Raw genomic sequence first — 20,574 nt, forward strand, 5'->3', positions numbered from 1 at the left:
GTTTGCTTCAATCAGGAATTCTAGAATTATCTTGTTCTAATTCTAGTGCCGCAGCCAGCAAAGCAAGGCGTGCAACCACACCGTATGCGTAAAACCGATTGGGAATGGAGTTGGGTTGCGCGGCATTTTTGGGTACTACACAAGTGGTTTCAAATGCCAGCGGAACAAAATGCATGCCGGGAGCATTCAGGTTTTCATCGATGCCGCGCCCGGTATGTACCCGGTAAAACCCGCCGACGACATAGCGATCAATCATGTAGATGACCGGTTCCGCTACAGCCTGGTTGATATTTTCAAATGTATAAACACCTTCTTGCACCAATACATTGGAAACCTGTAATCCTTCCTTCACCACGGCCATTTTATTGCGCTGCTTGCGGTTGAGTTTATAAATATCCGCGCCATCCTTGACGGTCATAATGCCCATACCGTAAGTACCTGAGTCGGCCTTGACGATGACGAAAGGATCTTCCTTGACGTCGTATTGTTGATATTTTTTCTTGATAACCGAGAGAATTCGATCGACGGCGCTTACTACACAATCTTCTCCCTGTTTTTCGCGGAAATTGATTTCACCACACGAAGTGAATCGCGGATTGATCAACCAGGGATCAATGCCGATCAGATCGGCAAATTCCTGTGCGACTCGGTCATACGCGGCAAAGTGATTGGATTTTCGGCGTGTTGCCCATCCTGCATGTAAAGGCGGAATAACGATCTGATTCAGGTTTTGCAGAATTTCCGGGACGCCCGTCGACAGATCATTGTTAAGCAGTACCGCGCAGGGATCGAAGTTATTGACACCGAGCTTATTATTCTTGCGTGTGATGGGTTCGAGGGTGATGGTTTGTCCATCCGGCAAATCAATTTTGGTGGCAGTGGTGATTTCGGGTAACAAAGTACCAATGCGCACATTTAATCCGGCATGCAGTATGATATTTTGCAACGTGGCGATGTTTTGCAAGTAGAACGTATTGCGGGTGTGATTTTCCGGTATCAATAGCAGGCTGTGCGTATCCGGACATATCTTTTCGATGGCGTTCATCATCGCCTGCACGCATAACGGGATAAATTCCGGGTTGAGATTGTTGAAGCCGCCGGGAAACAGGTTAGTGTCAACGGGCGCCAATTTAAAACCACTATTGCGTAAATCGACCGAGCAATAAAAAGGCACCGTATGCTCACGCCATTTGGTTCTTAACCAGTGTTCAATGGTTGGCATAGCATTGATGATACGATTTTCAAGATCGAGGATGGGGCCACGCAGGGCAGTAGAAAGATGAGGTACTGGCATTTCCGTATGAAGTATTAAACCAGCGCGATTATAGCATTATGTGCTGAATAGATTGTGGTCAGTCCGATCCTAAAGTATCGTATGACTTTACTTATATTGGGTCAGATTAACTTACTATTTATGCTTAATCCGCTGCAACCTGTTCTTATTTTGCTCGCTACCGCGGTATTGGCCGTCGTTGTTTTCCGTTTGTTGCGCTTGCCGCCCATGCTGGGTTATTTGCTTGCAGGTGTCATCATCGGGCCCCATGCTTTGGGGTGGATCGCTGAAAACGATGAAACACGCCATCTGGCGGAATTTGGCGTGGTATTTCTGATGTTCAGCATAGGCCTTGAGTTTAGTTTGCCTAAGCTTGTTGCCATGAAGCGTATCGTGTTTGGCTTTGGCACTGCACAAGTTGTCATCAGTATTTTATTAGTGATGGCTGTCGCTTGGGTGCTTGGATTGGATTGGCGCGTTGGATTTGTGCTGGGAGGCGCTTTGGCGATGTCTTCGACTGCCATCGTCATTAAGATGCTGGCAGAACGGCTAGAGCTTAATTCCGCGCATGGCAGACAGATCATCGGGGTATTGTTGTTTCAAGATCTGACGGTTATTCCATTACTCATTATTCTTCCCGCATTAGCAACCGAAATCGATAGTGATACCAACGATCTTCTGATTGCTATGCTGAAGGTAGTGATTGTGCTGACAATCATCTTATTTGTGGGGCAGAAACTCATGCGCCCCTGGCTGCACCTAGTTGCCCGTCAGAGATCATCGGAATTATTCGTGTTGAATGTGTTATTGATTACTTTGGGGTTGGCATGGCTGACCCAATTAGCTGGCTTGTCTTTGGCTCTGGGTGCATTTCTCGCCGGTATGCTCATTTCTGAAACGGAATATCGTTACCAAGTGGAAGATGATATCAAACCGTTTCGCGATGTTTTACTGGGTTTGTTTTTTGTGACGATTGGCATGCTATTGGATATACACGTAGTCGTTGAAAATTTTCTCTGGGTATTTGTTATTCTGGTAGTGCTCATTCTAGCCAAAGTGGTCATGATTACCGGATTGTCGCGTTTGTTCGGTACCGATTTCAGCGTGGCGGCTAGAACCGGGATGAGTCTGGCGCAAGCGGGAGAGTTTGGATTTGTGCTGCTGGCACAAGCCGGTGCAAGTGGGTTGATTGGAAATGCAGTGCTGCAGCCGGTGCTTGCGGCCATGGTGTTGTCGATGTTTATCGCGCCCTTCCTGATTGAGTATAGCGAACCGATAATGCAACGCTTTTACAGCTCTGAATGGATGTATCGAGCCATGCAGATCACATCAATCGCGACTCAGACCATGGCAACGCAGGATCATGTGATTATTTGCGGTTATGGGCGCAGCGGCCAGAGTATCTCACGGATATTGGAGCAGGAATCCATACCGTTTATCGCTTTGGATCTTGATCCGCAGCGCATACGTGAAGCGACCAAGGCAGGGGAATCGGTTGTCTATGGTGATGCAGCGCGGCGCGAAGTGCTCATTGCCGCAGGCTTGATGCGTGCGAAAGTGTTGGTGGTGAGCTATGCCGATACCGTTTCTACCTTAAAAATCCTCAGGCATGTCCAGGAATTACGCCCGGAATTGTCCGTAGTGGTTCGGACGCGCGATGATACGGATATTGATGTGTTGAAAGAAGCAGGCGCAACGGAAGTTGTCGCAGAAATCATGGAAGGAAGCTTGATGCTGGCATCCCACGCGCTCATGTTTGTTGATATATCAACCGGGCGTGTTTTGCGGCGCATAAGAGAAATTCGTGAGCAGCGTTACAGTTTATTGCGCGGTTTCTATTATGGTGTAACTGATGAGGCAGACGATGGTAGTGAAAAGATATTTCCGCGGTTATTAACGATTACCCTGATTCCAGGTGCGGCGGCCATCAATAGAACTTTGGGAGATATAAATTTGGCAAGTCTGGCGGTTGAAGTGACTGCGGTCAGAAGACGCAATATTCGCGGTTTACTACCGACTAGTGAGACAAGATTGGAAGCAGGTGATGTGATGGTACTTAAAGGTACACAAGAAAATTTGGCTGCTGCTGAGATGAAATTGCTACAAGGTTAATAACCCTGATTTCATTGTGATAGTAGGCTATTAAGAATGGACAGTTTTTCTCAGAAAGTGTATAGTCGCGCTTCCGCCCTTTGCTCTTAAAGGGCAGGTGTTGATGTAGCCTTAACGGTTATACAACAGAATAGAATGGCGCATAAAAAGAAGCGCAAAGTTCATCATTTATGGAGGGAGATATGATTAAAGCTGTTCAGGCAGTTGTAGGATTAGGATTGCTTTGTTTTGGCGCAACTCAAGCTGTTGTGGCCGCTACAGACATTTCTAAATTACCACGTGTAAAACAAGAATTGGTGGCTCCACCGAATGTACCTGTGCATGATCAGGTAAGCAAAGGACCTAAGATTGTTGAAGTACGCATGGAAACTCAAGAAAAACTGGTGGAAGTTGCTCCTGGTGCAAAAGTATGGGGATTGACTTTCAATGGTAGTATTCCTGGTCCGCTCATCGTAGTGAATGAAGGCGACTATGTTGAATTAACATTATCTAACCCAAAAACCAGTACGCTGGCACATAACGTGGATTTCCACGCAGCAACAGGTGCATTGGGTGGCGCCGGTTTAACGCTGGTACAACCTGGTGAAGAAGTTGTTTTGCGCTGGAAAGCAATTAAACCGGGCGTATTCGTTTACCATTGCGCACCAGGTGGAACCATGATTCCATTCCATGTTATTTCTGGTATGAATGGCGCGATTATGGTATTGCCAAAAGATGGTTTGAAAGATTCCAAAGGCAAACCATATAAATACGATAAAGCTTTCTATATCGGCGAACAAGATTTCTATCTGCCTAAAGATGCCAGCGGCAAATTCAAATCCTATGGCTCACCAGCTGAAGGTATGGCAGATATGCTGGAAGTTGCCAAAGGACTCGTTCCAACACACGTAGTATTTAATGGTGCTGTTGGTGCAATTACAGGTGACAATGCGCTGAAAGCAAAAGTAGGCGAAAAAGTACTGTTTATTCATTCACAAGCCAATCGTGATTCCCGCCCACACTTGATCGGCGGCCATGCTGACCTGTATTGGGTAGGTGGTTCATTCACCGATGTGCCTCTAACCAGCCAAGAAACCTGGTGGGTTCCAGGCGGTGCAGCAGTTGCTGCAGCGTATGAATTCAAACAACCAGGACTGTATGTATACCTCAGTCATAACCTGATTGAAGCTGTATTGCTGGGCGCTGCGCTGCATATGAATGTTGAAGGTAAATGGGATGATGATCTCATGACCCAAGTTAAAGCACCAAAGAGCTTTGATGCAAAAGCTGCAATGGATCACTAAGATTTATATAGTGTAACTATTGAAGTGATATTAAAAGGCCTCAACCGTTGGGTTGAGGCCTTTTGTTTTTGGTATTTACTTACGTATCCCGCTGAAACTTATGCCAATTAAATCCCATATTCGCACCATCCCGCATTATCCACATCATGGGATCATGTTTCGTGATATTACGACCTTACTGAAGGATCCCATTGGACTGCGTACGACAATCCAGGAAATTTCCAAGCGGTATCAACATACTGAGTTCAGTAAAGTTGTCGGGATTGAGTCGCGCGGTTTTATCATTGGCGCACCGGTAGCGTATCAGTTAAGCAAAGGTTTTGTTCCCATTCGCAAACAGAATAAATTACCGGCAGAGACGATTGGCCGGGATTATCAATTGGAATATGGCACCGATCGTATTGAAATACATGTCGATGCCATTCAGCCGGGCGATCGTGTGCTGCTTATTGATGATTTGATTGCAACAGGCGGAACAGCGGAAGCGGCGGTGAAGCTCATCCATGATATGGGCGGAGAGGTCGTGGAATGCTGTTTTGTGATTGATCTGCCGGATGTAGGGGGGAGGGCGCGCTTGGAGAATTTGGGATGCAAAGTATTTGCGCTGTGTGAATTTGAAGGTGGTTAGCGACCTGTCAGGGGCAGTGAATCAATGATTATGCAGGGCCGATAGTATTTTCTCATGGATGCCACCAAAACTGCCATTGCTCATAATTACAATATGATCACCGGCCTCGATGACAAGCAAGATATTCTCGATGAGTTGTTCCAGATCATCATAACAACTGACTTTCTTATCCAAGCTATCCAAAGCGGTTTTTGCCCACTGAGCGTCGTGGGTAAAACAGAAAATGTAGTCAGCCTCGAGTAAGCTGTCTGCAAGGCTATTTTTCCATACGCCCATTTTCATGGTATTCGACCGAGGTTCAAATACCGCGATGATTCTTTCCTTGCCTACATGTGTTCGCAAACCATTTAATGTGGTTTGAATGGCGGTCGGATGATGTGCAAAATCATCATAAACTGTAATACCGTTGATTACGCCACGTTTTTCCATGCGACGTTTGACATTTTTAAACTGCGTCAATGCTTCAATTCCAAGCTGAATCGGTACACCGGCATGCCGCGCAGCGCCGAGTGCGGCCAACGCATTCATGCGATTGTGCTCGCCCAATAAATCCCAGCGCAAATGACCTTGATGGATTTCATTAAAATAAACACCCATCTCGGTGTTTGCTGACAACTTTGAATGCCAGCCGGTTTCTACTCCAAACTCCTCGACGGGAGTCCAGCAACCTTGTTTTAAAACACGTTTTAAATTTTTATCTGTTCCATTGGATATGATCAAACCATGATTAGGGATGATTCGGACAAAATGGTGAAATTGACGCTCAATCGCTGACAGATCTGGAAAGATATCGGCATGATCAAATTCAAGATTATTTAAGATGGCTGTCCGGGGATGGTAATGAACAAACTTAGAGCGTTTATCAAAGAAGGCAGTGTCATATTCATCAGCTTCGATGACAAAAAAGGGCGAAGTGCCATCAGTGCTTGCTGCGGAATGGCGGGCGGGTAACGATGTGTTGCCAATTCTTGCTGATACGCCAAAATTTTCAGGGATACCGCCGATTAAAAATCCCGGATTTAACCCGGCATAATCGAGAATCCAGGCCAACATCGAACTGGTCGTCGTTTTGCCGTGCGTGCCGGATACTGCCAGTACCCAGCGATTTCTCAGAATATTTTCTGATAGCCATTGTGGCCCGGAAATATAGGGTAAATTTCGATTGAATATTTCCTCCATCAATGGATTGCCGCGCGTCACAACATTACCGATGACAAATATGTCCGGTTGCAGTTGGATTTGCTCTGCTGAATAACCTGATATCAATTCGATGCCTTGGGACTCCAGCTGCGTACTCATGGGCGGATAAACACTTTGATCGCAACCGGTAACCTTATGTCCGAATTCGCGTGCGATGACTGCAATTCCGCCCATAAAGGTGCCACAAATTCCAAGTATGTGAATATGCATGATTTACTCTAATAGATTTGGATGGATTCTTAATCGAATAACAAATATGACCGGTGTTATTTTAGAATTATAATTGATTAGGCGGGTCCGTATGGATTGTCACTATTGATTTCTGTAATTGAACAGACTGGAAGATTGTGTTGCCGGTAAATTGCTCTGTATCTAGGTCATTAATTCTTCGTGGAAAATAAGCGTCATGTGAGTCCAAGGTATCGAGGCAGGTTTGCGCCGTCGCCTACGGGGCCGCTGCATTTCGGTTCATTAGTGGCTGCAGTGGGTAGTTATCTTGATGCTAGATTCAACCATGGTGATTGGCTGGTGAGGATTGAGGATCTTGATTGGCAGCGAGAAATGCCTGGTGCCGCCAGTGGAATTCTACATACGCTTGAAGCACTGGGTATGGAATGGGATGGCGATGTGATGTATCAGAGCCAGCGTTCCGAGGTTTACCGGAATGCAGTGGATACTTTGAATACACTAGGACTCATCTACCCCTGCAGTTGTTCGCGTAAAGAGATTGCTGATTCCAGCATCATGGGTGTGAGTGGGCCGGTGTATCCTGGAACCTGCCTTAGAAATCCCGCTCCTGATAATAAAGTACATGCGCTTCGTGTGCGAACCGGCAATGATGTCATCGAATTCAATGATAGGCTGAGAGGATTGTATTCTCAACGATTGAGGCATGATATTGGTGATTTTGTCCTGCGCCGGGCTGACGGCATGTATGCGTATCAGTTGGCAGTGGTCGTAGACGATGCTGAGCAACAAATAACGCATGTAGTACGTGGTGCGGATTTGCTGGACTCTACGCCACGCCAAATATTTTTGCAGCGGTTGCTAGGCTATGCGACGCCAAGCTATCTGCATTTGTCCGTTGTGACCAATGCGCTGGGTGAGAAGCTTAGTAAACAAACCAATGCTGCGCCAATCGATGTATCCAATGCGCTCACGCAATTGGTGGATGCGCTACATTTTTTAGGTCAGGAGCCACCATTAGAGATGATAGAAGGTGATATTGCTTCCTTCTGGCGCTGGGCCCAAAAAAACTGGCGAGTCGATCAGATTCCGCGCTAATTGTCATCAGTAATGTATGGAATTCCCAGTGATATAGTGATGAAAACGAAACTGTATCTATGCGAGGTTGTGTTAGGCTACTATAGAGAAGAGACTAATATTCTTCGTACATAGTGAGTAAGGAGTCAATGTGGCTTTTTTGCCGTTTTATATATCGAAACAAAAGCGATTGAAAGTAGTAATAATAGGCGGTGGGTATGCCGGTATTGCCGCATTAACGACCCTGTTGCGCTATGCACCTGATACGGATATCACCATTATTGATCCGAGGGAACAGCATATAAAAATTACGCACTTGCACGAAACATTTCGCTATCCCTTAACAGATCTGCTGGTACCCTTTACCGATATAGCGAGTCGCTATGGTTGCCGGTATATAGCAGCTTCAGTACATTTTGATCAGGACGAACTCCAGAAATGTCAGGAACAGAAGCAGCTGATCCTGGATAAAGAAGTCTTGAGTTTTGATTATCTATTAATTGTTTCCGGTTGTGAAAGTAGCGCCACAGATCCTACCGACAATGTGCTGGGTTTGCAGGATTTCACCATTGCAGCCGGCTCTGATTTATTGACAAAATTACTTAACAAAAATAATCAATCTGAGCAATCGATCTCTGTTGTGGGCGGGGGGGCGACAGGCATACAGTTCTTATTTGAGATCAAGCAATTTCTGCAGCGAATCAAAAGCAACGCCGAGTTACGTTTGATCCATTCGGGCGAACATGTGCTGGAGCAATTTCCCCATGGGTTTAGTACTTATGTGCAATCTCGCATGCAGGATATGGGCATTGCTTTTTATCCGAATACCTACTATTGTGGACAACAATCCAACAAAGTTTTGCTGGCAGAGAAGCAAACGGAAAAGCAATTTGAATTGTCTTCCAGTTTATCCATTTTGTTTTTGGGTAAGAAAACACAAAATGTTTTTACTGCTAACGCTTTTGGGCAAGTTATAGAAGATAAGTCACCTTTATCCAATATTTTTGTGGCTGGTGATTGTTCTTATTATCAGTCCTTAGGTTCTAATACATTAACCGCGCAATCTGCTGTTCGTAAGGGTAAATTAGTCGCACGTAATATATTGCGACATTCAGGTTTTCCCGGATTGCTTGAGCCATACCTTCACCGTGACTTAGGTTATGTAGTGAGCCTGGGGCCTGCGGATGCTGTGGGCTGGCTGGGTTCCGAAAGCAATTTAATAACCGGTATGCCGGCGTTGGCAATTAAAGAACTCGTTGAAGCACAATATGATTTATTATTGGTAGGAATCGATACTTACCTGGTTTAACAAACGCTACGCAGGAGACATGATTATGCTTGGTTTGTTCAAAGACAGCCCTGTAGTGGGGAAGGCCAGCACAATAATTCAAAGTCCAAGTGATAGGCTTTTCAATTTTATCGGAATTGATCTGCTGGTTAACTATCCGAGATGGTCACCAGAAGTCAAGGATCTGGAGAAGCTCACCGATGGCCCTATAAGACAAGGAGTGATCTGTCGTCAAGTGCGCATCGATCAGGGTAATCGGTCCGAATCAACATTTAAGATCAAGACATTTGACCCAGGAATGCGCATTTGTTTTGAGGGTGTTTCGAATCCATACCGCTGTGATTACATGATTGAGCCTATCAATTCTACGGATAGTCGCCTGACTTTTATTTTTGAATTATTAAGCCTCGATTTACATGTGAGACCATTTGAGAAGCTGGTACGAATCGCTGTGCAGGATGGTACCGAGAGAACAGTAAGAAATATCAAGAAATTAATTGAAGCAGAGCAAGTTGACTCGAAATAATGGAATCATATGCGCCTGCGGTCCTTTTTTATTTTTATTTAGCTAGCAATTGATTAACCTGGAGAGAAAATCATGGATTTTATCGTTGAGAAAGACCCTGGATTAATTCCGCAAGTATTGTCCAAGATTCTTGATTCATGCGTAAATGGAGTGTCACTAGCTGATCCTGATCAAGAAGATATGCCACTGGTCTATGTTAACAAAGCTTTTGAAACCATAACCGGCTATACGCTGGCGGAAACAGTGGGTAGGAATTGTCGTTTTTTGCAGGGAAAGGAACGCGATCAAGCAGCAGTCAGTCAATTACGGGAAGCAATCAAGAATAAGGAATCCGTTGAAGTGACATTACGCAACTATCGTAAGAACGGTGAGTTGTTTTATAACCATCTTGTAATGTCGCCGCTTTTTGATTCTAAAGGAAATTTGCTGTATTTTCTGGGTGTTCAATTGGATGTTACGCCACGCATTCGCGCAGAAGAGGAAATCAAGGCACTGAAAGAGCAATTAGCAAAGTTTAAGAAATGAGAGCGCTTTACTTCTGAACCGTTCAACTGTACTGGCTCAGAGCAAAATCTCCAATGAGAGATTTCCATTGCAGATTTTGCTCTGATGAATTGTTAATGGTCACCGACAGCAATTTTTAAACTACTATTGACGTGATCTTGATTAAATTTGATTTTCTTTGCAGTTCTCTTGTTGTCAGCTAACTGAACCACAGTGGTTGCATGCTTTGCATTGCCATGTAGAACATTAAATATGGAAATTGCACCCACCAGTTCGCTGGCTTGCTGCTCAAGAGATGCCGCTGCGGCAGCCGCCTGCTCTACTAATGCCGCATTTTGTTGCGTTACTTCATCCATTTGTGATACAGCCTGATGGATTTGTTCGATACCCATACTTTGTTCTTTTGATGCTGAAGTGATGTCGGACATGATTTCAGTCACATGCTTGATTGAACTGACTATCTCGTCCATTGTTTTACCTGCTTTATTAACCAATGTGGCACCTTCATCAACTTTTTGTACAGAATCGTCAATGAGTGCTTTAATTTCTTTAGCCGCCGTCGCGCTCCGTTGAGCAAGATTACGAACTTCTGTTGCTACCACGGCGAATCCCCGACCTTGCTCACCGGCACGCGCTGCTTCAACGGCGGCATTGAGCGCTAAGATATTGGTTTGGAAGGCAATGCCGTCAATGACATTAATAATGTCGGAGATCTTGCTGGAACTTTCACTGATTGATGACATCGTCGCGATGACTTCCTGCATCATCGATCCTCCTTTCGCGGTAATATCACTGGCAGTCAAGGCGAGCTGGTTGGCACTCATTGAATTATCAGTATTTTGACGCACAGTTGTTGTGAGTTCTTCCATACTTGAAGCAGTTTCTTCTAGCGATGAAGCTTGCTCTTCGGTACGTTGCGATAGGTCCAGATTACCTGATGCAATTTCTCCGGATGCGAGACGCACTGATGTTGCATTTCTCTGTACATCCAGTACGGTAGCTCTTAAATTGATACCCATTTGGTTGATTGATTTTAATAATTGACCAAATTCATCGGTGCGGTTTATTGTAATTTTCTGCGTTAGATCACCGGAAGCTAATGTATTGGCAATAGTGATCGCTTGTTTTAGCGGGGATAGTGTGTTTTTTACCATACTAAAAGTAAGATAAAACATCAGTGCTATACCCGTTATGGTTGTTCCAGCGATGATGTTGCTGAGCAATGGAGCGGCTTGTGTTTGTGTAAGGCCCCACCAACCAATACTACCCACAGCCAATAAAAATAATGCGGGGATGCCCATGCAAAGACCAATACGTTTTCCGATCGTCAAATTAAAAAGAGTCGCAATTTTGCCAATTAAGTCAGTGCGCACGACCTGGCCTTTTTCAATCTTTAAGTTCTTGGCCTGGCCTTCCAAGAATTTTCGATAGATGGGAGCAGCTTGCTCTATGCTTTCACGAGATGGTTTGATCCGAACCGATAAGTACCCTGTTATTTTCCCATTTTCTAACAAGGGAGTCGCATTGGCATTTACCCAATAGAAATCGCCATTTTTCCGGCGATTCTTGACGAGTCCTGTCCAAGGCAAACCCTGCTTTAAGGTATTCCATAAATCCTCGAATGCTTCGGGCGGCATATCGGGGTGGCGAACAATATTATGCGCTTTTCCCATCAACTCTTCTTCTGAGAATCCGCTGGCCTCTATGAATGCTTGATTAACATAGGTTAATCTTCCCTTGGGGTCGGTTGTCGATAATAATAACTTATCTTCATCAATGAGATATTCTATATTGGTAACCGGAAGATTTACTCTCATATCCTATCCTATCCTTTTATGATTTTGTTTCAGTAAGGTAAGGTTTAACGGAATAGGAATAAATATATTATGTCGGTAATTTCCTGTTTTGTATTCAGTATTTGCTTATTATAAGCATAAGAAGTGTCTGATAATTGATGTATAAAATGCATAACATGGTAATTTGTAGTCTTCTCAACACTTAATGCTGCTCTTTTGTATCTTGCTTAAACTAAAAACTAAGATGTGTGCTTGCTTTTCATTGATTACGGATAGATGAAGAATTTGTTTCCGAGCCAGCAGTTTTATTTGCATATACGCTTGATACAAATTGATATATTTTTCGGATACTGATGAATCAAATCGAATAGGTTTTGAGGTTGAATGATTAATCGATCATGGTCAGAAATGACCGATCTCAGTTGATCAAAAGAAGTAATAAATAGTAAGAATGTTCCTATGGTCTTTGGATTTCCAGCCAGATACTATGGAACGTTATTTATATTAGCTGCTCGATAATTAGGAATGTATCCTTGATATCAGCGTAACGATAAGAAACAGATGCATAAACAAGATCCTGGGTTAGTGCAAAATGAGTTTACGTAAAGAATCTGGTTATGGTAAGCGACCGTTATCGGATCAAATCTTTCATTCAGTGATGAATCAATTTGACGATTTCAAAGAAAAATCAACACCTAAAATTACAGCTCATAAAACGCAATGTATTCCCAATTTATTTCTTGATAAGAATAATCTTACAAGTATGAATAAGGCCGAAAGCCAGGATAACTTGGTTAAGTTGGCGCATTTGTATGAAATTTCCCGAGCGATACACACAGCGCAATCAATCGATGAGTTGTGTCAGCAAATTGTTAAGAATCTGAGCTTGGCATGGCGTCAATGTGAGTATATTTTTCCTTTTATCGAAATTTATGATAAGTGTTTTAAATCAGATAACTTTACGCATGCTTTAACCCACAAATTTTCTGCGCCGATTATTGTGAATGGCAAGACGTGCGGACAAGTGTGCTTTTTCTATGAAGATATCAAATCTTATCAAATGGTCAGATAGTGAAGATTCTATATTTCTACAAAATATAGCAAATGATATTGGATTATGGTTAGAGCAGAAGCAACGCTATGATGTGCAAGCAGTACTCTTGAATGAAATCCAGTTGATTGAAAGTGCAATTAATGAGCATGTGAGCATAGCGATCACCGACAAGAGTGGCAAAATAAAATACGTCAATGAAAAATTCTGTGCAATCTCTAAATATTCGGCAGAAGAATTGTTAGAGCAAGATCATCGTATTATTAATTCCGGTTTTCATTCTAAGGAATTTATGCGTGCTTTATGGGACACTCTCACGGCAGGAAAAATTTGGAAGGGAGGGTTTAAGAATCGCACGAGAGAAGGTACTTTTTATTGGATAGATGCGACCATTATTCCACTGCTCGATCGTACGGGATCTCCCTATCAATATGTTGCACTCTGGACGGATGTCACAGGATATAAGCAATTAGAAGAAAAAATGGAAGGGCAGGTCAAAGAATTGGCGCGTTCTAATGATGAGCTCGAGCAATTTGCTTATGTCGTGACGCATGATTTACAGGAGCCGCTTCGAGCTATTAACAGTTTCGTCCAACTACTGAAGAAATACTGCGATCACCAATTGGATGAACGTGCTAATGATCTGATCTCACATGCGGTAGCAGGAACAAGTCGTATGCAGATGCTGATTGATGATTTACTAACCTATGCGCAAGTGAATGCAAATCAAACCTTGACGGAAGTTGATTGTGAGAAATTATTAGGTAATGTATTAACAGACTTATCGGTCATCGTCAGTGAATGTAATGCGGTAATTACACATGATCGACTTCCTGTGGTTAGAGGCATTCCTTTTCAATTTATTCAATTGCTTACTAACTTGATCAACAACGCACTTAAATTCCAAAGAGAGCAGCCACCTAAAATTCATATCGGCGTAGAAGAAGATCATGGCGAATGGATCCTCTCGGTAACTGATAACGGGATTGGTATTGAGGAGCATATCTAGAACGTATTTTTCGGGTGTTTCAGCGATTACATAGCCGTAGGGAATATGCCGGTACGGGTATCGGCTTGGCAATTTGTAAAAAAGTCGTGGAGTATCACGGTGGAAGAATATGGATTCAATCGGAACCGAATGTTGGCTCAACCGTTTATTTTACAATTCCCAAATTTAATTAATCATTCACATGCGTTATAAAAAAAACACTCGCCCGAATGTGATTCTGATGATTGATGATAATCCGACAGATGTTTTGTTGATCAAGGAAGCCTTTGCATTTTGTGAGGGAATTTATGAGATTTATGTCGCTGAAGATGGGGTACATGCCATAGAATTTCTAAAGCAACAAGGACAATATCATGAAGCACCCCGCCCGGATATCATTTTATTGGATTTGAATATGCCCAGAAAGAATGGATTCGAGGTGTTGACCGAAGTAAAGGCAGATCCTGATTTTAGAAGTATTCCTACTTTGATCTATACTTCGTCTGTGGTAAAGGAAGATATCAGGATTGCTTATAATAGTTACGCGAATGGCTATGTCAGAAAATCGGTGGATTTTGACGAATGTATTAAGATAGCAAAATCAATTAAGGACTTCTGGTTTTCTGCTTCAATATTGTATGAGCCATAATTTGCCATGACGACATCTAAGATTAATATTCTGTTAATTGAAGATAATGAAACTGATGCATTCCTGGTGCAAAGTGACTTACAGCGGGCCATGGGTGATCAAATCAGCTTGGTTCATGCAGAGCGATTAAGTTCCGCACTTGAATTACTTCAACAACATTCATTTGATTTAATTTTGTCAGATCTTACTTTGCCCGACAGCGACGGTATTACGACGATTAATCGATTGCGGGAAAGTGCTGCGGATATACCCATCGCAGTATTGTCTTTTAGGGATGACGAGAAACTTGCAATAAAAATAATAAAAGCGGGCGCACAAGATTATCTGGTGAAGGGAAGTCTAACGGAGGGTGTTTTAGCACGTGTTATCCGTTATTCGATTGAAAGAAAGCGCATAGAAGAAAGTAATAGAAAAGCGCAAAAGCGGTTTCAAACTATTTTTGAGAAAGCACCGCTGGGTATTGCGCTGATCAATTTACAAACTGGAAAATATTACGATGTCAATCCAAAGTATGCGTCCATTGCAGGTAGAGGTGTGAATGAGCTTTTGAGTATCAACCAATCCGATATTGTTCATCCGGATGATTTACCGTCTTACAAGGATGACATAGCGCACATCATCAATCAGCAGTTGCATGACTCTAAAATAGTAAAAAGAATCTTGCGTTCGGATATGTCTGTTATTTGGATTGAAATGTCAATCGTACTATTTGAAATGATTGGAGACTTGGAAGTATGTTATTTGTGTATGATTGAAGATGTCACTGAACGGAAAAGGATGATCGAGAATCTGCGTCATTTAACAACACACCTGCAAGATATTAGAGAAGAAGAAAGAACTCGGATAGGCCGTGAAATTCATGATGTGCTGGGAGGAACGTTGACCGTCTTAAAAATGGATTTGGATTGGCTCTCAAAAAAAATAAATACTGAGCCTATGCATGAAAGAATTATGTCACTTTATCAATTAACTGGAGAAGCTATTGAAACCGCACGCAGGGTTTCGGTTAATTTGCGTCCCAATGTACTGGATCACTTAGGGTTATATGGTGCCATTGAATGGTTGATACGTGAATTTGAGCAGCGGACAAATATTAAATGTTCGCTTGAATCAACCATACCAAATGTATCATGTATCAATAAGCATCATGAGACCAGTATTTTTAGAATTATTCAGGAAGCATTTATCAACATAGCACGACACGCCAAAGCGACAAAAGTAGATATTGAGCTTCTTGAAGATCAAGATGGTTTGGTGATTACCATTAAAGATAATGGTATAGGCATCACTGAATCACAATTGCTGAGTCATGGATCTTTTGGAATAATTGGCATGAATGAGAGAATGCAACAATTAGGTGGAAAACTTGAAATAGTCGGCTCACCTGTGGAAGGAAGTATGGTAACACTGAGAATACCTGTGGCGACTATTGGATTATTTGAGGAATCAATCAATGATTAAAGTTCTGATTGCAGATGATCATGCTTTATTTCGTGATGGACTGAGAAGGATTTTTAGTGAAACAGAGGATATTGAAGTTGTTGCAGAAGCGGTTGATGGCAAGGATATTCTAAAAAAAGCCCGAGAATGCGAGTGGGACATTATTTTGCTGGATATTAATCTACCGGATATCAATGGCTTGGATATTCTAAAAAGAATCTTATCGGTAAATACTGCCGCGCGTATTTTGGTGCTGAGTATGTATCCCGAAGAAGAATATGCGATTAGAGCCATCCGTTCAGGTGCTTCAGGCTATTTAACTAAAGATAGTCCGACGGATCAACTGATTAATGTGATTCGGCGTCTCGCTAAAGGGGGTAAATACGTAAACCCTGAGCTGGCGGAAAAACTCCTGTTTAATCCAGTTCTGGATTCGGCAGCATTGACACATACGACTTTCTCAGATAGAGAACTCCATGTTTTTAAAATGATTGTTTCAGGAGAGTCTTTGACAGCCATCGCCAATAAATTATCACTCAGTGTCAAAACGGTGAGTACTTATCGGTCTCGAATTCTGGAAAAAATGAATATGAAAAATAATGCGCAATTGGTTCGTTATGCTATTCAGCATCGATTAGTCGAGTAACCAACCGGCAATATTAAGTTTTTCTGGCAAATACTCTGAGTATCACGTGCTTGAGTATCGCTAATTTGCCATGAAAGAAATGCTCGGCACCTGGTATAAAAACGATCGGTTGTGATGTGGGTGCTGCCCATGTAAGGACTGCATCCGGCAATACGATATCATCGTCATCACCTTGTATGATCAAAGCGCATTGTGTGGTTTTCGGCACTGCCGGTGCGTTCAAATTAACCACCGATGGTGCAACCAGAATGAGAAATTCGGGGTTAAGCTTTTCCGCAACGTGCAATTGAATTGCGCCGCCGAATGAGAATCCTGCCAGAAGTAGCGGTACATCGGTTACATGATTGCTGAATTGACTGCGAATTGTCTGAGTGACTGTAATCACATCGTCTATCTCGCCGCTACCATGATCAAACGCACCTTCGCTCTGACCTACACCACGAAAATTAAATTTCACCGTAATAAATTCGAGTTCCAGCAAGGTGTTGAATAGTGTATGCACCACCTTATTCTCCATGGTTCCGCCGTGCAGGGGGTGTGGATGAGCAATGATGGCGATACCCTGTGGAGCCGATTCCGGTTCTCCCAGAATGACTTCGAGTTTGCCTGCGGGGCCGTCAATGAAGAATTTTTGAATGACAGTAGAATTCACGTGATCACCTGAGAAGTTCGTCAAGTGGGATCCGATTTTAAATTTTCAGACGCTCAACAATGTTTCCCTTGACCAAATGTTCATCGATGATTTCGTCGATGTCTTCCTTATCGATATAGGTATACCAAGTTTCCTCGGGATAAATAACGATGATCGGACCTTCGTCGCAGCGGTCAAGGCAGCCTGCATTATTGATACGGATTTTCTTCTTGCCATTCAGCTTTAACGATTTAATACGCTGCTTGGCATAATCCCGTAGCTCCTGGGCGCAAAAATTGTTACAACATTTGGCATCGCCTTCACGCTGATTGGTACAGAAAAAAACATGATATTGATAATAACTCATAGCGCAGTGTCATAGAAAAAAGATTGATATATCGCTAGCTTAGCGCAATTTGATTTTTGTCCAAATGCGACCGAGAAAAAGTTTTGCAACTACTCTATGTATTTGGATTAATGAAATACCTGCCAAGCCAACAATCCGGTCAGCAAGATCGCAATGAGCGCCAACAAGCGATTTTGACGCTTCTCTTCAATGACCAGATCAGCCATCTTCTTTTCCAACTCGTGATTGCGATTTTCAGCAAAAGCCTGGTGTATCAGGCGGGGAAATTCCGGCAGGATAATCGCCCAGTTAGGTATTTCTTTTTGTATCCGGCTGGCAAATCCGCGCAAGCCGATCTGTTCAGCCATCCAGCGTTCCAGAAAGGGTTTGGCGGTTTTCCACAGATCCAGGTCAGGATCCAGATCACGGCCAAGACCTTCAATATTAAGCAATGTTTTTTGTAGTAGAACCAATTGTGGCTGGATTTCGACATTAAATTGCCGCGACGCTTGAAATAATTGAAACAGCACGCGTCCAAATGAAATTTCTTTCAACGGTTTGTCAAAAATCGGCTCGCAGACAGCCCGTATGGCCGATTCAAAATCATCTATGCGGGTATCTTTGGGCGCCCAGCCGGCTTCAACGTGCGCTTGTGCAACCCGCCCGTAATCGCGGCGGAAAAAAGCCAGAAAGTTTTGCGCCAGGTAATTTTTATCTTCATCGCTGAGTGTTCCCATAATGCCGAAGTCAACTGCAATGTACTGACCATTTGCGCCAACAAAAATATTGCCCGGATGCATGTCGGCATGAAAATAGCCATCGCGGAACACTTGTGTAAAAAATATTTCCACCCCGACACGTGCCAGTTGGGGAATATCAATGCCTTGTTCTCTTAATTGATCGACATGGCTGATCGGTATGCCTTTGACGCGTTCCATCACCATTACGCTGCTGCGGCAGTAATCCCAGTGGACTTCGGGTACCAGCAGTAGGGGAGAGTCCAGAAAGTTGCGGCGCAATTGACTGCAGTTGGCCGCTTCACGCATCAGGTCAAGCTCATCATCCAAATGTCGGGCAAATTCTGAAACGACTTGGCGTAATTTCAGGCGTTTGCCATCCGCCCAGAGTGTTTCCGCCAACCAGGCACCCGTATCCATCAGGGCGACATCGTGCGCGATAGTGGGGGCGAGATTAGGGCGTAATATTTTTACAGCCACTTCGGTGCCATCATGCAATACGGCAAGATGGACTTGTGCGACCGATGCGCTGGCTATCGGTGTTTCATCAAACTTGAAGAATACTTCGTTGATTTTTTGGCCATATTCTTTTTCTAATGTGGATAAGACAAATTTAAAAGAAAAGGGCGGTACCTGATCCTGCAGCTTGGCTAATTCATCGGCGATATCTTGTGGTAACAGATCGCGCCGGGTGGACAGCATTTGGCCGAATTTAACAAAAATCGGGCCTAACGTTTCCAGTGCGAGCCGTAATCTTTCCCCGCGTGGATTATCCAGCTTCCGCCAGAAAGTCAGTGTTCTTACAATGACCTGTAAGAATCTCAATCGACTGTGACTCAGAACAAATTCGTCTAATCCGAACCGGAAAGCAACAGATTGTATTTTTAGAAGGCGGAATAGGCGCATGGATTATATCGATTTGTTGACTGGCATTGGAATTTAACAGGAGCAGCTAACATATTACGAGTTTATTTTTATTCATAATCAAAATTCATCTGTTTTGCTGTTTGAAGAGATAAATGCGTTGTGTTTAATTATTTGTCGGTTAAGGCATGTTGCTGAGTTAATCTATCTAAACGTTGTTCTAGTTTCTCGATATTATGTTGTAGATTTTTCACTTCTTGAATAAATTGATTACTCGTGGCGCGCTTTGTTAAGAAAATATTTTCTTCTGTCCAATATTCAGCCAACGCTTGAGAAATACGGTCAAAATTTTCTGTTTGCCATTGTACGAGATGTTCGCCTGTATTGGCGATGCGATGTGCAGGGATGTCTCCTATGACTTTACTCAGGTCATGCTCAATAATCATGTTGAGATTAATTTGCTTGCCAATATTGATTAATTCTTCAGCAAAAGATTGATCGCCGGTAATTTTGATCAGCTCAAATGCAGCGGCCTCTCCGGCAAGTATTCTGGGCAGAATGAATGGAGACAAGGTGAGTGTTGTATCTGCACAAAAATTACTATCAATTTGCTGCGCTTCACCTTTCGCATTGATGAGTATTCTGAAATTAACCAAAGGAGGTATCTGAATACAAGCTGTTTGGCCAGTAAACGATTGTAGTCGCTCGCATGGCCATCCCTCGCTACGTAAAACATGATTAATGGGCGCTATCGCAATAGATGTTAGCATGATTATATTTAGGGTCTGAAGATTCTAATAATGAAGAGAGAAAATAATGATACTCATTTTATTGGATTTGGCATTAATGATACGTTTGCAAAATATCAGCATAAAACTAGCATTCCCTCGCTTCCTTCCGGTAGAGGCCCTTTGTGAGTATAGCACTATAATTATATGACTCTCTGTATCTTCTCACAGCCATGACAAGATAATCCCACTGTGTACTGTTTGGAGTCTTTGAATGCAATTGATAATGTTTGGATATGATTGCATTAATAACAGTTTTGACATTAGTGTGAGAAAAGTCACAGTCCTAATCGCGATATAGGGATATATTCCCTCTCTGTTTGCATCTTCAAAAATACTCAGTAGGTATTATAGTGAAGTCAGATTATCGCAATCCTCCCTCTACTGACGAAGGCGCAATGTAAAAAGGAGTGATGCTTTACTGAGGAAGATGTTTTACGTTGAGTCTTTTGATTGTGATGAATGATTTTATGACGAGGCCCTTTAATCCCTATTGCAAGCAATAGGGATTTTTTTTGATTGTTTAACAGGCCGCCGGAAAACTATCTGTGTTGCCGCTGC

The 20,574-nt window shown here is 43.0% G+C and carries 20 protein-coding genes; 13 read left to right on the forward strand and 7 right to left on the reverse strand.

What is annotated here, in order from left to right:
- Nucleotides 1-7: 7 nt before the first annotated feature.
- Complete coding sequence (gene gshA, locus Q0K92_RS00425; RefSeq protein ID WP_297323824.1) at nucleotides 8-1,294, reverse strand: glutamate--cysteine ligase; 1,287 nt, start codon at nucleotides 1,292-1,294, stop codon at nucleotides 8-10.
- Nucleotides 1,295-1,414: 120 nt separating this feature from the next.
- Here gshA and Q0K92_RS00430 point away from each other — a divergent pair, with 120 nt between their 5' ends.
- The 3 genes from Q0K92_RS00430 (at nucleotide 1,415) to Q0K92_RS00440 (ending at nucleotide 5,296) form a co-directional block, all read left to right on the forward strand.
- The gene (locus Q0K92_RS00430; RefSeq protein ID WP_297323911.1) at nucleotides 1,415-3,385 is read left to right on the forward strand and encodes a monovalent cation:proton antiporter family protein; all 1,971 of its coding nucleotides are present in this window, start codon (nucleotides 1,415-1,417) and stop codon (nucleotides 3,383-3,385) included.
- A 182-nt stretch (nucleotides 3,386-3,567) separates the two neighbouring features.
- Nucleotides 3,568-4,668, forward strand: a complete 1,101-nt coding sequence (gene nirK, locus Q0K92_RS00435) for a copper-containing nitrite reductase (RefSeq protein WP_297323825.1) — start codon at nucleotides 3,568-3,570, stop codon at nucleotides 4,666-4,668.
- A gap of 100 nt (nucleotides 4,669-4,768) precedes the next feature.
- Nucleotides 4,769-5,296, forward strand: coding sequence for an adenine phosphoribosyltransferase (locus Q0K92_RS00440; RefSeq protein ID WP_297323826.1), 528 nt, complete (start codon nucleotides 4,769-4,771; stop codon nucleotides 5,294-5,296).
- Nucleotides 5,297-5,317: 21 nt separating this feature from the next.
- Here Q0K92_RS00440 and mpl read toward each other — a convergent pair whose 3' ends face one another.
- On the reverse strand, nucleotides 5,318-6,706 hold the full coding sequence (gene mpl, locus Q0K92_RS00445) for a UDP-N-acetylmuramate:L-alanyl-gamma-D-glutamyl-meso-diaminopimelate ligase (RefSeq protein ID WP_297323827.1): 1,389 nt from the start codon (nucleotides 6,704-6,706) through the stop codon (nucleotides 5,318-5,320).
- A gap of 180 nt (nucleotides 6,707-6,886) precedes the next feature.
- On the opposite strand from mpl, the gene gluQRS reads away from it, so the two are divergent.
- The 4 genes from gluQRS to Q0K92_RS00465 all read left to right on the forward strand — a co-directional run bounded on the left by gluQRS (nucleotide 6,887) and on the right by Q0K92_RS00465 (nucleotide 10,098).
- Nucleotides 6,887-7,780 carry a tRNA glutamyl-Q(34) synthetase GluQRS gene (gene gluQRS / locus Q0K92_RS00450; RefSeq protein WP_297323828.1) on the forward strand — a complete coding sequence of 298 codons (894 nt, stop codon included), beginning with the start codon at nucleotides 6,887-6,889 and terminating at the stop codon, nucleotides 7,778-7,780.
- Between the two features lie 130 nt (nucleotides 7,781-7,910).
- Nucleotides 7,911-9,068 (forward strand): FAD-dependent oxidoreductase, encoded by a 1,158-nt coding sequence (locus Q0K92_RS00455; RefSeq protein WP_297323829.1) that lies wholly within the window; start codon nucleotides 7,911-7,913, stop codon nucleotides 9,066-9,068.
- 25 nt (nucleotides 9,069-9,093) lie between these two features.
- A complete protein-coding gene (locus Q0K92_RS00460) occupies nucleotides 9,094-9,573 on the forward strand; it encodes a polyketide cyclase (protein ID WP_297323830.1) in 480 nt (159 codons plus the stop codon).
- A 72-nt stretch (nucleotides 9,574-9,645) separates the two neighbouring features.
- Entirely contained in the window at nucleotides 9,646-10,098 is a 453-nt protein-coding gene (locus tag Q0K92_RS00465) for a PAS domain-containing protein (RefSeq protein ID WP_297323831.1), read from the forward strand.
- A 92-nt stretch (nucleotides 10,099-10,190) separates the two neighbouring features.
- On the opposite strand, the gene Q0K92_RS00470 is transcribed toward Q0K92_RS00465, so the two are convergent.
- Nucleotides 10,191-11,894, reverse strand: coding sequence for a PAS domain-containing methyl-accepting chemotaxis protein (locus Q0K92_RS00470; RefSeq protein ID WP_297323832.1), 1,704 nt, complete (start codon nucleotides 11,892-11,894; stop codon nucleotides 10,191-10,193).
- A gap of 637 nt (nucleotides 11,895-12,531) precedes the next feature.
- Between Q0K92_RS00470 and Q0K92_RS00475 the strand changes: the two genes are divergently transcribed.
- Genes Q0K92_RS00475 through Q0K92_RS00500 form a run of 6 tightly spaced genes read left to right on the forward strand, consistent with a single transcriptional unit; the run spans nucleotide 12,532 to nucleotide 16,647 of the window.
- Nucleotides 12,532-12,945 (forward strand): hypothetical protein, encoded by a 414-nt coding sequence (locus Q0K92_RS00475; RefSeq protein WP_297323833.1) that lies wholly within the window; start codon nucleotides 12,532-12,534, stop codon nucleotides 12,943-12,945.
- Nucleotides 12,911-13,933 (forward strand): PAS domain-containing protein, encoded by a 1,023-nt coding sequence (locus Q0K92_RS00480; RefSeq protein ID WP_297323834.1) that lies wholly within the window; start codon nucleotides 12,911-12,913, stop codon nucleotides 13,931-13,933. The genes Q0K92_RS00475 and Q0K92_RS00480 overlap by 35 nt, the downstream gene beginning before the upstream one ends.
- Before the next feature lie 14 nt (nucleotides 13,934-13,947).
- On the forward strand, nucleotides 13,948-14,106 hold the full coding sequence (locus tag Q0K92_RS00485) for an ATP-binding protein (RefSeq protein ID WP_297323835.1): 159 nt from the start codon (nucleotides 13,948-13,950) through the stop codon (nucleotides 14,104-14,106).
- An 8-nt stretch (nucleotides 14,107-14,114) separates the two neighbouring features.
- Nucleotides 14,115-14,561: a response regulator gene (locus Q0K92_RS00490; protein WP_297323836.1), complete on the forward strand. Its 447-nt coding sequence runs from the start codon at nucleotides 14,115-14,117 to the stop codon at nucleotides 14,559-14,561.
- A 6-nt stretch (nucleotides 14,562-14,567) separates the two neighbouring features.
- Complete coding sequence (locus Q0K92_RS00495) at nucleotides 14,568-16,022, forward strand: response regulator (RefSeq protein ID WP_297323837.1); 1,455 nt, start codon at nucleotides 14,568-14,570, stop codon at nucleotides 16,020-16,022.
- Nucleotides 16,015-16,647 carry a response regulator transcription factor gene (locus Q0K92_RS00500; RefSeq protein ID WP_297323838.1) on the forward strand — a complete coding sequence of 211 codons (633 nt, stop codon included), beginning with the start codon at nucleotides 16,015-16,017 and terminating at the stop codon, nucleotides 16,645-16,647. The genes Q0K92_RS00495 and Q0K92_RS00500 overlap by 8 nt, the downstream gene beginning before the upstream one ends.
- Nucleotides 16,648-16,660: 13 nt before the next feature.
- On the opposite strand, the gene Q0K92_RS00505 is transcribed toward Q0K92_RS00500, so the two are convergent.
- The 4 genes from Q0K92_RS00505 to Q0K92_RS00520 all read right to left on the reverse strand — a co-directional run bounded on the left by Q0K92_RS00505 (nucleotide 16,661) and on the right by Q0K92_RS00520 (nucleotide 19,881).
- Complete coding sequence (locus tag Q0K92_RS00505) at nucleotides 16,661-17,323, reverse strand: alpha/beta hydrolase (protein WP_297323839.1); 663 nt, start codon at nucleotides 17,321-17,323, stop codon at nucleotides 16,661-16,663.
- Nucleotides 17,324-17,336: 13 nt separating this feature from the next.
- The gene (locus Q0K92_RS00510) at nucleotides 17,337-17,645 is read right to left on the reverse strand and encodes a (2Fe-2S) ferredoxin domain-containing protein (protein ID WP_297323840.1); all 309 of its coding nucleotides are present in this window, start codon (nucleotides 17,643-17,645) and stop codon (nucleotides 17,337-17,339) included.
- Between the two features lie 107 nt (nucleotides 17,646-17,752).
- Nucleotides 17,753-19,267: a ubiquinone biosynthesis regulatory protein kinase UbiB gene (gene ubiB / locus Q0K92_RS00515; RefSeq protein WP_297323841.1), complete on the reverse strand. Its 1,515-nt coding sequence runs from the start codon at nucleotides 19,265-19,267 to the stop codon at nucleotides 17,753-17,755.
- 128 nt (nucleotides 19,268-19,395) lie between these two features.
- The gene (locus tag Q0K92_RS00520) at nucleotides 19,396-19,881 is read right to left on the reverse strand and encodes a hypothetical protein (RefSeq protein WP_297323842.1); all 486 of its coding nucleotides are present in this window, start codon (nucleotides 19,879-19,881) and stop codon (nucleotides 19,396-19,398) included.
- Nucleotides 19,882-20,574: the final 693 nt, after the last annotated feature.

The sequence above is a fragment of the Nitrosomonas sp. genome, from assembly GCF_024282095.1.
Taxonomy (GTDB): Bacteria; Pseudomonadota; Gammaproteobacteria; order Burkholderiales; family Nitrosomonadaceae; genus Nitrosomonas.